This is a genomic window from Rhodococcus sp. IEGM 1302 (assembly GCF_030056935.1).
Lineage (GTDB): Bacteria > Actinomycetota > Actinomycetes > Mycobacteriales > Mycobacteriaceae > Rhodococcus_F > Rhodococcus_F qingshengii.
In genome coordinates this window covers 642,160-655,186 of record NZ_JASHKY010000001.1, presented here as the reverse complement: position 1 = coordinate 655,186, position 13,027 = coordinate 642,160, and the positions used below count along the sequence as shown (strand labels likewise).

Below are 13,027 nucleotides of genomic sequence, written 5' to 3'. Positions count from 1 at the left end.
CCTCGAGCCCGTCCTGAACTCTCGAGTAGACAACTGAGGAAGCCGAAGAACAACTCTGACCTCAGGAGATACCTTGCGCACTCGTGGAGCCGTCATTCGCCAAGCACCAGGCACATACGAGGTGGTCGATCTCGAACTCGATTCACCCCGCAGCGGCGAACTCACTGTCAAAATGGTCGCCTCAGGCCTGTGCCACTCGGACGATCACATCGCCAGCGGCGACCACGGAGTCGGCCGCTACCCCATCTGCGGCGGACACGAAGGCGCCGGAATCGTCGTCGAGGTCGGGCCGAACACGGAAGGATGGTCCGAGGGCGATCATGTCGTGTTCTCGTTCCTCGCCGCCTGCGGCCGTTGCCGTTGGTGTGCAAGCGGAATCCAGAACCTCTGCGACAACGGCGCCGCCATCATGACTGGCAGCAGACCCGGCGAAACCTCGAGTTACAGAATGTCTCTCGACGGTCAGCCCGTCGCACAAACCTGCGGCCTGTCCACCTTCAGTGAATACACCACGGTCAGCACTCTCTCGGCTGTGAAAGTCGACAAGCACCTGCCACTCGACGCTTTGTGTCTGCTCGGCTGCGGCGTCGGAACCGGTTGGGGCGCCGCGGTCAACTCCGCTCAGGTGTATCCCGGGCAGACGGTCATCGTCATGGGCGTCGGCGGAATCGGAATCAACGCGGTGCAGGGCGCCTCGCATGCCGGCGCCGCCCACGTGATCGCGGTGGACCCGGTTGCGTTCAAGCGCGACAGTGCATTGAAGTTGGGCGCCACCCATGCCGTGGCCACCATGGAGGAAGCCACCGACATAGCGCGCTCGTTCACCAACGGCCAGGGCGCGGATTCGGCCATCGTCACCGTCGGTGTCACCACCGGAGAACATGTCGCGCAGGCATTCTCGTCGATCCGCAAGGCAGGAACCTGCGTCGTCACCGGCCTCGGGAAGATGACGGACGTCGGAATTCCCGTGAGCCTGATGGAACTCACGCTGTACCAGAAGAGAATTCAGGGATCCCTGTTCGGTGCATCCAATCCCACCGCCGACATTCCCTGGATGATCGATCTCTACACCAGCGGCAAGCTCGAACTCGACGGACTGATCACCAACCGATACACCCTCGACCAGATCAACGACGGTTTCGCCGACATGCATGCCGGTGGCAACCTCCGTGGAATCATCGCCTTCTGAGCGAGTTCTCTCCGGACTTTCGATCGAGAGCAAGTCCGGAGAGATCCTAACTACAGCTTCACCAGGCGTTCATGGTGTCGAGGATTTGTCCTCTGGCCATCCACAATTCAGCAGACCAATACGGCCACGAGTGAATTCCGGCGGGCGGAAAGCTGTACGTCGCTGGGATTCCCAAGGATTTCAGGCGAATTTCGAATGCACGCGCGTGCACCCACGAGAGCGCCTCGAGCCCCATGCCCGTCGCCGTGTGGAAGTAATCGATCGGCGCAGAGGGATGATCGTACGGTCCCGGGATGCCGTTGGACGACGAAATGTACATCGACAGTCCGCGAAGCGATTCCGCGTTGACGAACGGGTCGTTGCGAAGCCATCCGGATGACCACGGCGGGCCCCACATCGAATCGACGTTGTACCGGCCGGCGTCGAACATGGCTACGCGGATCGCTTCACGCATACCCGGACCCGAGATATTGATGTAGCCGGACAGCGAGCCGGCGAACTTGAACTGATCCCGATGATGCCCCGCCAGGTTCAACGCGGCACTGCCGCCCATCGACAACCCGATGATCGCATTGTTGGTTGGTGAAACGCCATACCCTGCAAGGAAGTCCGGAAGCTCGCGGGTGAGGAACGTTTCCCACCTGTACGTTATCGGCTGAGCGTTGAAATTGGACGGCGCGTACCAATCCGTGTAGAAACTCGACTCACCGCCGACCGGCATCACCAACGTGATGTTGTCATTGCGGTACTGATCGAGTGCGTTCGTTTCGAAACTCCAAGCATTTCTGTCGTTTTGCGCGCGAAGACCGTCGAGCAGGTACAACGCGGCGTTGCCACCGCGCGCGGCCCACTGCACCTGAACCTTGATGTTTCCCATCGAAGACGGGACCCACAACTCGTCGTACCCACCCCATGGCGCCGAGCGCGCCGGAGTAGCACTCGCAGCGGTCGGACCTAACATACCGCCGAGCAGGAATATCGACAACAACGCCGCTACGAGCACCCGCACCCGCCGTGTATTGCGTTCGGGCAACGTGAATCTGATTCTCTGCAAGGTTGTGTCTTTCCCCGAAACTGCGCATCAAGAAACTCGCTTCGGTAAGTGCATCGTCGGTTCCACTGTCGACGTGTTTGTCCCTTTCCTGGGGCTCCGGTGTTACAAAGTCGAGGTCATCGCAACAATCGGACAACTGTCGTGCCGAGCGAATCCAGGTGGCGAAAAGCACAATTCACGAAGCACGCTGAATGCGCTCACTCAGCCGAGTGACGAAGCGATCGCATCACGACCTGCGGCAGCACACGCTTGGTCCTGCATTCCGTCTGGAGCGCCACCGACACCGATACCGGCGATCGACCCGGCTCCAGCCTTCAATGTGACTCCACCTGCAAGGAAGAGAGTGCCGGGAAGGTCGGCGATGGTTGATCCTTCGCCTTTGGTACGCTGCGAGAGGTCACTGGTGTCGGCTCCGAAAGCTGCAGAGGTGTATGCCTTCTCGCGTGAGGCTTCCACCGTGTGCTGGGCTGCGTTGTCGCCGCGCACCATGGCGATGACATTTCCCGCGCGGTCTACGACGGAGACGGTGACGAAGCCGAGACCGTCGGCGCGGCATTTCGCCAGGGCCGCACCAGCAGCCTTCACTGCTGCGTCGGCACTGAGTCGATTCTGAGTGACAATCGCCGAATCACCGGTCGCGGCAGGCTGCTGCGTGGCAGTAATCGACGTCGTGCTCGATGCGTTCGCCACCGGTGTGTCGGTGGTCGAGCATGCGGCGCTGGCAAGGATTGCGACAACCGGAACGGCGACAGCGAGCGTACGGGGAAGTCGTGTGTAAATGCGGTGGTTCATGTCGGGCACACTTTCAATCGAATGGTTCGAAACCGTCCACTACAGCGTCGCGTCCGGGGGCGGGTGCGCACATCGGGCGCTCGGGTGACGAACCGTGCCCCCTACGGCTACCCGGATATCATCCGAATGGTTGATACGACGGTCTGGTGCCCTCCGTAACATTCGAGGGATGAGTAACGGAGCCATGAACGCCGACGCCGAACGCGGCCTACGCGGCCCGTTGGCGTATGCGATCCACGCGTCGTTCTTCGTACTGCTGTCTACATCGGGAGTTCGGTACGTCACAGTCCACGGGACCAGCGGTCGGTTCGGGGTTGTACTCGTCCTGGCCGTGGTCCTCGCCCTGCTCTACGCCGTCATGGCCACGGTGTCCTCGCGAGATGTGGTTCGCCAACGGCTGTGGATGTGGCCGGTACTGAGCGCATGGGCAGCGCTGGTCTGGCTTGCCCCGAGTTTCGCGTGGTGTGCGTTTCCCGTTCTCTTCCTCTGCATTCGTCTGTATCCGAGCAAGATCGCCTACCCCCTCGTCGGGATCCTGGGCGTCCTCGCCGGTATCGCGTTCTACCGGGTCACCGGTCGTGCCGAATTGGTGACACTTCTCGGGCCGCTGTGCACCGCGGCACTGGTCGCGGCCGCGTACGGGCAGATGGAACGAGATGCCCGAGAACGCCTTCGGCTTCTGCGTCAGGTAGCAGAAGCGCAATCTGCATTGGCAGATACCGAACGCGCTGCCGGCGTTGCCGCTGAGCGAGAGCGCCTCGCGCGCGAAATCCACGACACCGTTACCCAGGGACTGGCGAGCGCCCTTCTACGGCTCGAGGCAGCCGAACAAACGTGGAATACAACGGGTTCGCCGTCTCGAGCCGATGTCGATGCCGCAGCAGAGAACATCCGAACGAGCTTGATGCAGAGTCGCGACCTCGTCCACGATCTGGCGCCGACCAAGGGCGGTACGGGCGACTTCGACGCCTTGGTCGTGGCCGCCGCCCGCCAGTTCGTCCCGGCCGTTCGGATCCGCACCGTCGGTGAAGCCGTCATCTTGCCCTCGGACGTAGCTCATGCCGTCGTGCGAGTGGTCTCGAGCGCGTCCTCCAACATCGCCCGCCACGCTCGCGCCGAAACGGCGGGCGTGACGATCACGTATCTCGACCACTCCGTCTCCGTAGACATCTTCGACGACGGCGTCGGCTTCGATCCGGGAAAGCTCGCCGACCATTCTCGGTACGGTGGATACGGCCTGCGTGCGATGCGAAGCCGCGTCGCACAGCTCGGCGGATCGTTCACCGTGGAAAGTGCACCGGGAGACGGCACCGTCGTCGCGGCCCAGTTCCCTCTCGAACGGAGGATCCGGTGACCACCACCATTCGCGTGTTCCTCGTCGACGATCATCTGGTCGTGCGAGCCGGGCTGAGAGCGCTGCTGAACACTCAGCCGGACGTCGAAGTAGTCGGCGAAGCATCGTCCGGCGAGGAGGCGGCCACGGCGATACCGTCGGCCTCACCGGATCTGGTGATGATGGATCTGGACATGGGCACCGGCATGCACGGTGCAGAAGCGATCAAACGCCTGCGAAGCGACGGTGTCGATGTTCCCGTACTGGTTTTCACGACGTACGACACCGACGCCGACGTCGTGCGGGCCGTGGACGCCGGTGCCATCGGTTACCTACTCAAGGACTCAACGCCCGACGAGATCTTCGGCGCGGTGCGCGGCGCGGTAGCCGGGCGCAGCGTTCTCTCTCCCACTGTGGCCTCTCGTCTTGTCCAGCAGATGCAGCGCCTGCAGGAAGCGCTCACCGCCCGTGAGTCCGAACTGCTCAGCCTGCTCGCCGAGGGGATGACCAACCGCGAGCTGGGTAAAGCACTCTTCATCAGCGAAGCGACGGTGAAAACACACCTCGGGCACATCTACGCCAAACTCGGTGTCGATACTCGCTCTGCCGCAGTGTCCGTCGCACTACGTCGCGACGGAATACGCTGACCTCGGCGGCGGCCGAACAGCTCAGCCGCCCATCGCCTTACGCACTCCGTCGATCAGTTCGAGGAATTCAGCCTTGGGAGCAAAGTCGACATACTCCGAGTCGTCGATCGCTCCGGGAACGTGACCGGGTGCCCCAGTAGAACACGTCGCCGGCATCGTAGGTTTGCCGACCTGCTTCGGAATCTGTGTAGATCCTTCCTTTCAAGACGTATCCGTAGTGCGGACATTGACAGCGCCCGCCTTCCAATTGCGCGAACGGTTCGGCGAAGTCTGCACCAGCAGGGATTTTGACGAAGTTGACGATCATGTCGCCTTCTTCTCGCATCCGCAGTTCGAATTCGCCGTCCTGCAACACGATGGGAAGATCGTGAGCCGAGATGGTGTGCATCGGAGTGCCTTTCGGCTTCAGAAGGGGAAGGTCTGCGCTGCTGGCCGGCTGGTTCGCCACTGCCAGGTGGTGAATTCGTCCCAACTGCTTTGAGTTCCGAATCTCGCGCCGTTTCCGGAGGCACCCGTGCCACCGAATGGTGCATAGGCATCGTTGTTCAAAGTCTGATCGTTGATGTGCACGATGCCGGTACGCAGTCGGTCCGCGATCCGCTCGCCGCGTTCAACCGATCGTGTTTGAATGGCAGCAACCAGACCGTATTCGCTGTCATTGGCCGTCCTGACTGCCTCGTCTTCGTCCTTGACGATCACGACGGGCGCCACGGGCCCGAAGATTTCTTCACGGAACGCGGGCATGTCCGAGGTGACTCCGGCCAGGACGGTCGGCTGATAGAAGAGCCCTTCGTATGTTCCACCGGCGCGGATTTCGGCGCCGGCCGCCTTGGTGCCCTGGACGATTCGATCGACGTTCGCAATCTGCCGCGCGTTGATGAGCGGTCCGAGAGCGACGTCGCCTGTATTGGGATCCCCGACCGGCAGGACCGCTGCGCGCTTGGCCAGCAGGTCCAGGTACTGATCGGCGACCGATTCCAACACGATGTGGCGGCCTGCGGTCATGCAGACCTGCCCCTGATGCAGGAACGAACCCCACGCGCCCGCCGAGCTCGCGGCATCCAGGTCTGCGTCGTCGAGGACGATCAGCGCATTGTTCCCACCCAGTTCCAGCGAGACACGCTTGAGCGTGCGACCGGCAGTTGCCCCGACCTGACGGCCGACGGCGGTCGAACCCGTGAAGGACACCATCGCGATGCTCGGGCTCTCGCACAATGCCTGACCAGGTGCCGCGTCACCGGCGAGCACATGCAGGAGGCCTTCGGGAAGACCTGCGGACGTGAACAATTCCGCGATGACCGCACCCCCGCTGATCGCGGTTTGAACATCCGGCTTGAGAACGACGCCATTTCCGAGTGCCAAGGCGGGGGCGACAGCGCGCATGGCGAGGAGAAGCGGGAAATTCCACGGGCTGATCACGCCGACCACACCCAGGGGCACCCGGCGACCGATGCTCGTGCGCCCCTCCTGGCTGGCGGGCAGGAGGTGCCCGAACGGCTGTGTCGGCAGCGCCGAGGCTTCCCACAGTTCGGAGATGACAAGATCAACTTCGAATGCGGCTTTCCCTGGTACGGAACCACCTTCACGGATCAACCAGCGCTCCACCTCGGCTCGCTCGGCTTCCAAAATCTGCGCTGCCTTACGGATCACCGAAGCGCGAGCCTGCCCGATCGTCGCCGCCCACGCCGGCTGCGCGGCCGACGCGATGTGTGCCGCTCGATCGATATCCGCAGCAGTCGCCGTGCCGATCACACCGAGCACCTCGCCGGTAGCCGGTTCGAGCGACTCGACGGTGTCACCGCCTCCGTCGATCCATTGGCCGTCGAAAATCTTTCCGTGCCATTGCTGATGAGCGAGCAGATTCGTCATGCGTTCCTCGATTCGTAGCTTTCGCTGCGGTCCTCGCTGTTCGTGGACCTGAGCTCTTCGCGAGCCTGAAAAGCGATCTGGAACACACTCTGCCCCGGTATTCGGGCTCCCAGTTGTCGTGATCGGACACGTTTGTTGTTCGGATGCGACAGATCAGTGACGTTCGCGGGCGTTCGGATCAGGCGAGTTACGTACTTCCGACGGCGCCGCACCGAATTCCGCTTTGAATGCACGCGAAAACGCTGGTGCGTCATGGAAACACCATCGTGCGGCCAGGATGGAGATCGAATGACCCCGCAGTGAGACGTCGGTGAGATCGCGGCGTACGCGGATCAACCGTTCGCGGCGAATCAGCGCACTGAGGGTCAGATCCCCGTCACCGAAGTGACGCTGAACGGTTCGCGGCGACAGGTGCAACGCACCGGCGATCGACGCGACCGAGAGGTCTGGTGAGTCGAGATTCCGAAGCGCATATCGCAAGATCTCCTCTCGCGTCGAACGTCCGGGTGTCGCGGGCGCAGATCCTTGCATCAGAACTGCCGAAGCGAGATTGACTCCAGCATCTCCGAGAAGCCCGGCTGCGCTGCCGTCGACCTGGGATGCAACAGCGCCCGAGATGAAATTTTCCAGCAATGCACCGGACCCACGCCGACCGTCGTGGGTGCGCTCGAGCGCGCAATTCAGTTCTCGCTCGGTCAGACTCACCGCACTGCGCGGTAGGGTCATGACGGTGCACGACCAGTGACCGTCGAAACGCAGCGCGTACGAATGCTCGACGTCGTAGAGAATCATCGCGCCGGGCGGGGCCGTCAACTCGCGGTCCGATTGGCGCAGTATCGCGCTCCCGGTTCGGACCGTGCAGATCTTGAGCAGATCACTACCGTGTCGCTTTGCTGCGCGTGCGCTCCGCCGCAGTATCTGCGGTGAACCGGAGATGTCGAAAGCGCCTACATCCCCGAGACTTACGCCGCTGACCGTACCGACAGGCGCGGCATCGACGGAACTCTCGGGGCACAGGCCACCGAAGGTCTCCGACATCTCGCAGTGCCACTGCTGCACAGATTCCGGCAGGCTCGGAGGCCTGGCAGACACGGCAGACATGGCGGGCTACTTGATCGAAGATCCGTGCTGCGTCAACGGCATGACCTCGATGGTCATGTACGGGAACAGGGGCAGGTTCCAGAGAATCTCATGGAGTTCGTCAGCCGACTCGACATCGAAGATGCTGATGTTGCTGAACTGTCCCACAATTCGCCACAGATGCACCCACTTTCCCTGTCGCTGAAGGTCTTGCGAGTACGCCTTCTCCGTTGCGACGGTATCGGCGCGTACTTCCGGATCCAGGTCGCGCGGAATATCGACGTCCATCCGAACGTGAAAGAGTGCCATGTTCTTCTATCCTCTAGTTCCTGGTCCAGGTCTTGACGGCGTCCATGTTCAGTTCGACTCCCAGGCCAGGTCCGGCGGGGAGGTGCAACTGACCCTCGGAATACTTCAGGGGTTCCTGAAGCAACTCTTCGCTGAAGAGCAGTGGGCCGAAAAGCTCTGTTCCGAAGTTGATTCCGGGCTCGGCGCACGCGAAGTGCAACGAAGCGGCGGTGCCGATCGGGCCTTCGATGGACGTCGCACCGTGGCACGCGATACCGGCGGCCTTGGCAATCGCGACGATGTCGCGGCTGCGCTGGAGGCCACCACATTTGGTGGTCTTGAGGGCGATGACATCGGCGGCGCTCCGGCGGGCGATTTCCAGAGCGTCGTGTGGGGTCTGCACACTCTCGTCGGCCATGATCGGAATCGGTAGAAGCCTACTGAGTTCGGCGAGGACCTCGATTTGGTCTGCCGGAGTGGGTTGTTCGATCAGTTCGACTCCACCCTCGGCGAGTTGCGGCAAGTACCGCAGGGCAGTGAAGCGATCCCACCGTGCGTTGACGTCGACACGGACTCCGGCGTGGCCGTCCAGCGCCTGCGCGATGTTGACGATGCGCGCAACGTCGACTGCTGGATCGAGTGCTCCCATCTTGAGTTTGAAGCTGAAATTGAGCCGGGATTCGAGCTTTTCGTGAGCTTCCTCGATGATCTCGTCCGCCGGCGCAGCACCCAGTGCCCACGTGACGTCGACACTCTCGCGGAAAGCCCCGCCGAGGAGCGTGTGCACGGGGACTCCCAGGCTACGCGCCCAGGCGTCGTGCAACGCCACGTCGACTGCGGCCTTCGCGAATCGTGCATTGGCAACAACTTTTTCGATGTCGGCCATGATCGCGGTGATGTGATCCACGCGCCTGCCGACCACCACCGGCGCGATGTACTTCTCGATGATGACCTGCATCGTCTCCACCGATTCGCCACCCCACCACGGCCCGCCCGGAACGACTCCTTCGCCGTATCCGATCACCCCGTCGGAGGTGCGAATCGCGACCAGCAACAACGGCTGCGCCGTCATCGACGTGGTGGCGAACTTGTGGGGGCGAACCAGCGGAACGTCGAGGATGGTCGTCTCGATGGAGACGATCGACAGGTCTGTCATCAAATCACTTTCTTCAGAGCAGTTGTGGATCAGGCCGGATCGAGCACGAAGTCGTATGTGACCCGGTTGGTTCCGTCGGCACCTGGCTTCGGATCGAGAATCAGTTCGGGCTTCGTCGCCGTTGCCACGTCGTTCTCGATCCACTCTCCATCCTTGAAATAGAGCTGGGTGGTGATGGTGCGCTTACCGGGAGCCTTCACCATGAGGTGCAGGTGAGCCGGACGCCACGGGTGCCAGCCGGCCTTCTCGATGAACCAGCCGGTGGGGCCGTCGGTCGGGATCTGGTACGGCGCAGGCTGAATCGTGGTGATCTCGAAGCGTCCCTCGTCGTCGGCGACGATCGTTCCGCGGAGGTTGCCGTCGGGGATGTGCGGCGCGAAATGGGAGTAGTAGCCCTCGTCGTCCGCGTGCCAGAGTTCGACGGTTGCACCGCCCAACCCCTTGCCGTCGAGATCGCGAACCTGGCCCTCGAAGACCAGCTTCGATCCAACCTCGTTGTCACGCATCGGAAGTTCACACTTGGCAGGCAACGTCTTGGCATCGGCAACGTAGTACGGGCCCTCGATGCTTCCCTTGGTGCCGTGCTGGCCGCGGTACGCGACCTCCTCGACGTTGTGCTCGAGGAAGACGTCCAGCCACAGGGGCCACTCGCCGAACTGGCCGATGTCGATGAGCCACTGCTTGAGGACGCGGTACTCGGGGTAGGTGATGCCGTGCTTGTCGATGACGCCTGCGAGTGCCTCGAGCACGTCCTTGGCGATGGCCGAGACGCGTTCGGGCGGGGTGTCCGCGCTGACTCGTTCCTGGAGGAACTTGTCGGTGGCGGCAGTACCCGAACCTACTGCGGTGGGGCTCTCGGAAGTGGTCATGTGGTCCTCCTCGGGGCCGTATGTGGCTGTTACCGGGTGGGTGCCGTACTGCTGGGCTGCGTCGGCTCCCCAAGTTTGGGTTGTACGCTCTGCGTACATCTGTTACGCTGTGCGTACGCTTGTACTGTGCGCCCAGTCACAAGGTTTGTCAACCTTCGAAGGCGCCGATCGGGCATACCCGCAGATGAAAGGCCATTCCGTGAGCGAGAACGATCGCGATTACATCCAGAGCATCGAGCGTGGATTTGCTGTGCTGACGGCCTTCGACGAGAAGAACCCCAACCCGTCGCTCGCCGATCTTGCCGCCGAAACGGGTCTCTCCCGCCCAGCGGTCCGGCGCATCCTCCTCACGCTGCAGAAGCTCGGATACGTCACCGGCAACAACAGTCGGTGGTCGCTCACCCCACGCGTTCTGAGCATCGGGCAGCACTTCTCGGCATCACATGCCTTGACGGAGGCGGCGCTCCCTCGTCTGTTGGAGATCGCAGAACACACCCACGAGTCGGCGTCGCTCGGGGTGCTCGACGGTGTCGACGTGGTCTACGCCGCGCGTGTACCCGTCCGGCGGATCATGAGCATCAACGTCAGCGTCGGCACCAGAGTGCCTGCATATGCCACCTCCATGGGTCGAGCCCTGCTAGCTTGGGCGCCAACCGAAATCGTCGACAACGTCATCGCGAACTCCACGTTCGACGCCCTCACACCCACCACGATCACCGACGAAGGCGCATTCCATACCGCCCTCCGGGTGGTGCGCGAGCAGGGATACGCGCTCACATCGGAGGAACTGGAAGACGGCCTGATTTCCCTCGCTGCTCCCGTCCGCGACGCCGGTGGAAGCGTCGTCGGAGTGACAGCGTGTTCGACCTCGGCCGGACGAACATCCCCGGAAGCTTTCCGCGCCGACGTCGCGCCGTTCCTTGTCGAGAAGGCGAATCAGCTCAGCGCGGACATGGGGTACCGGAGCTAGCGCCTCAACACCTCGGAAGGCAGCAATCCGTACTTACGCCGAAAGGACGACGCGAACCGTCCGGTGTGCGTGAAACCCCATCTCACAGCGACATCGGTGACCGTCGTCGAGTCGTCGGCATCCACCAGATCTGCATGGACCCGCTCGAGACGGATGTCGAGCAGGCATTCCGACGGACTCCGACCCACGTACTGCCGAAATCCCTCCTGCAATCTCCGTACGCTGACGCCCGCCACCTCCGCCATCTCGGCTGCGGTCCACACGCGGGCCGGGTCGTCGTGCATCTCGTCGAGCACCCGCTTGACGATACGTGGCCTGGCGTGTCGCACCGCGTCCTCGCTTTCGGGCATTGCGGCAAGGACGAATGCCGTGACCACGGCGCCGGAGAGCTGACCTGCCACCAGTTCGTTGTGCAGCACGCCGACCGGGCCGAGTATCTGATCCGACAGTGAGCGAACAAATTTCAGCCATCTGGCTCCGTCGTCGCCCCGAAGATCCACCTGATCAGGCAAGTGCATTCCGGGTCGACCGAGAACCTTTTCCATCTCACGGTCGAGGTACTGACGGTCCATCCGGACTCCGACGATCTCGCAGTCCGCACTCCACCGCGTGATTCTCGTCGTGATGTCGGGTGGACATACCGTCGCAACACCCTGCGTCGAGAGCACGTGCGAGCCCGCGAACACCGACTCGAGCTCGCCCGAGAGCGGGATGTTCACCCCATAGGCACCGGGATGATCGGATTCGACGGCGACGTCAGCTCCCCACCGAATATGAGCGATCCTCAGCGGTCCCAACTCGGTGGTGCACACCCCGACTCCACTGGCCGCATGCCGAGACAACGGCGTCAGCGTGTGCGGAAAATAGGCGTCCGAAACCGCATGACACGCCTCGTCCCAGTCGCGGGGAGCTGTACCGATCATGGAGTCGACCATCGTCCTTCTTCACCTTCCAAACCCGTGACCAGCCACATTGCCGAGCAAGGGCGCTGAACATCATTGAACACTGTGTCCCCGGTCACTTCCAAGAGAAAACGGGTACGGGCCGCGATCGGGTGCGCAATCCGGATAGCCACCGCGCTGTACGGATCGACCGAAGCCTGCGCCCGCCGTACGTTCGTCTTCACTCCCGGCGCGAGTCGCCCACTACTTCCCTCCCGCACTTCGCGGCACTCTCACTCAACCGCCATCCGACAAGGAGGTCCGGTCATGGAACAAAATCAGCTTCGAGGAATCTTCGGTCAATTCGCGAGCGGCGTCACCGTCATCACCTGTACCAATGCCGACGGTCAACCACACGGAGCCACGGTCACCGCATTCACGGCCATTTCCCTGGAACCACGGCTGTGCCAGATCACGATGACTCGCAAGTCCAAGGCGTGCGGCTACCTCGGCAACGCGCCGTTTGCGGTCAACATCCTTGCCTCCGACCAAGTGGACACGGCCATGCATTTTGCCGGCCGACCGCAGCGCACCGAACCGAGGTGGATCGACGGACCGACCGCTCCCCTGCTCGACGGCGCCGCAGCAACCATCTCGTGCGTCCCGTGGAGGGAGTACGACGGCGGTGACCACATCATCTTCATCGGCGAGATCGTCGACGCTCAGTCGAGTGGCAAGGATCCGCTTCTGTTCTACCGAAGCACTTTTCACGATCTAGGCGCTACCTCGTCGACCACAGTCTGGAACGGAAGTCAGGACGACCCCCACAGCGGCTGGTTCGACGCCACCACTTCGTTCACCCCGATTCATCTTCAGCCCGCACCCCAAACGATCTGAAA

General features: G+C 62.4%; 14 protein-coding genes. 5 read left to right on the top strand and 9 right to left on the bottom strand.

Annotated features, from left to right (window positions below):
* Positions 1-73 precede the first annotated feature (73 nt).
* A complete protein-coding gene (locus QM609_RS03075) occupies positions 74-1,189 on the top strand; it encodes an NDMA-dependent alcohol dehydrogenase (protein WP_030536469.1) in 1,116 nt (371 codons plus the stop codon).
* 58 nt (positions 1,190-1,247) lie between these two features.
* On the opposite strand, the gene QM609_RS03070 is transcribed toward QM609_RS03075, so the two are convergent.
* Entirely contained in the window at positions 1,248-2,150 is a 903-nt protein-coding gene (locus tag QM609_RS03070) for an alpha/beta hydrolase (protein WP_228232592.1), read from the bottom strand.
* A 294-nt stretch (positions 2,151-2,444) separates the two neighbouring features.
* Positions 2,445-3,035 carry a GlcG/HbpS family heme-binding protein gene (locus QM609_RS03065; RefSeq protein WP_003940245.1) on the bottom strand — a complete coding sequence of 197 codons (591 nt, stop codon included), beginning with the start codon at positions 3,033-3,035 and terminating at the stop codon, positions 2,445-2,447.
* A 184-nt stretch (positions 3,036-3,219) separates the two neighbouring features.
* On the opposite strand from QM609_RS03065, the gene QM609_RS03060 reads away from it, so the two are divergent.
* Both QM609_RS03060 and QM609_RS03055 read left to right on the top strand, forming a co-directional pair.
* Positions 3,220-4,389: a sensor histidine kinase gene (locus tag QM609_RS03060; RefSeq protein ID WP_030536467.1), complete on the top strand. Its 1,170-nt coding sequence runs from the start codon at positions 3,220-3,222 to the stop codon at positions 4,387-4,389.
* Complete coding sequence (locus tag QM609_RS03055) at positions 4,386-5,015, top strand: response regulator (RefSeq protein WP_050656060.1); 630 nt, start codon at positions 4,386-4,388, stop codon at positions 5,013-5,015. The genes QM609_RS03060 and QM609_RS03055 overlap by 4 nt, the downstream gene beginning before the upstream one ends.
* A 21-nt stretch (positions 5,016-5,036) precedes the next feature.
* Here the strand turns inward: QM609_RS03055 and QM609_RS03050 are convergent, their stop codons facing one another.
* From QM609_RS03050 to catA, 6 genes are all read right to left on the bottom strand, one after another.
* Positions 5,037-5,171, bottom strand: coding sequence for a hypothetical protein (locus tag QM609_RS03050; protein ID WP_256261881.1), 135 nt, complete (start codon positions 5,169-5,171; stop codon positions 5,037-5,039).
* A gap of 249 nt (positions 5,172-5,420) precedes the next feature.
* Entirely contained in the window at positions 5,421-6,884 is a 1,464-nt protein-coding gene (locus tag QM609_RS03045) for a benzaldehyde dehydrogenase (RefSeq protein ID WP_030536465.1), read from the bottom strand.
* A gap of 153 nt (positions 6,885-7,037) precedes the next feature.
* Positions 7,038-7,985: a helix-turn-helix domain-containing protein gene (locus tag QM609_RS03040; RefSeq protein WP_030536464.1), complete on the bottom strand. Its 948-nt coding sequence runs from the start codon at positions 7,983-7,985 to the stop codon at positions 7,038-7,040.
* Between the two features lie 6 nt (positions 7,986-7,991).
* Complete coding sequence (gene catC / locus QM609_RS03035; protein ID WP_003940264.1) at positions 7,992-8,273, bottom strand: muconolactone Delta-isomerase; 282 nt, start codon at positions 8,271-8,273, stop codon at positions 7,992-7,994.
* Positions 8,274-8,286: 13 nt separating this feature from the next.
* Positions 8,287-9,408 (bottom strand): muconate/chloromuconate family cycloisomerase, encoded by a 1,122-nt coding sequence (locus tag QM609_RS03030; RefSeq protein ID WP_003940572.1) that lies wholly within the window; start codon positions 9,406-9,408, stop codon positions 8,287-8,289.
* A gap of 29 nt (positions 9,409-9,437) precedes the next feature.
* Complete coding sequence (catA, locus tag QM609_RS03025) at positions 9,438-10,277, bottom strand: catechol 1,2-dioxygenase (RefSeq protein WP_003940427.1); 840 nt, start codon at positions 10,275-10,277, stop codon at positions 9,438-9,440.
* 199 nt (positions 10,278-10,476) lie between these two features.
* Between catA and QM609_RS03020 the strand changes: the two genes are divergently transcribed.
* The gene (locus tag QM609_RS03020) at positions 10,477-11,247 is read left to right on the top strand and encodes an IclR family transcriptional regulator (protein WP_003939932.1); all 771 of its coding nucleotides are present in this window, start codon (positions 10,477-10,479) and stop codon (positions 11,245-11,247) included.
* Here QM609_RS03020 and QM609_RS03015 read toward each other — a convergent pair.
* A complete protein-coding gene (locus tag QM609_RS03015) occupies positions 11,244-12,182 on the bottom strand; it encodes an AraC family transcriptional regulator (RefSeq protein WP_007729772.1) in 939 nt (312 codons plus the stop codon). The two genes, QM609_RS03020 and QM609_RS03015, sit on opposite strands and share 4 nt — an antisense overlap.
* Positions 12,183-12,455: 273 nt before the next feature.
* On the opposite strand from QM609_RS03015, the gene QM609_RS03010 reads away from it, so the two are divergent.
* Positions 12,456-13,025: a flavin reductase family protein gene (locus QM609_RS03010; RefSeq protein ID WP_007729773.1), complete on the top strand. Its 570-nt coding sequence runs from the start codon at positions 12,456-12,458 to the stop codon at positions 13,023-13,025.
* Positions 13,026-13,027 lie beyond the last annotated feature (2 nt).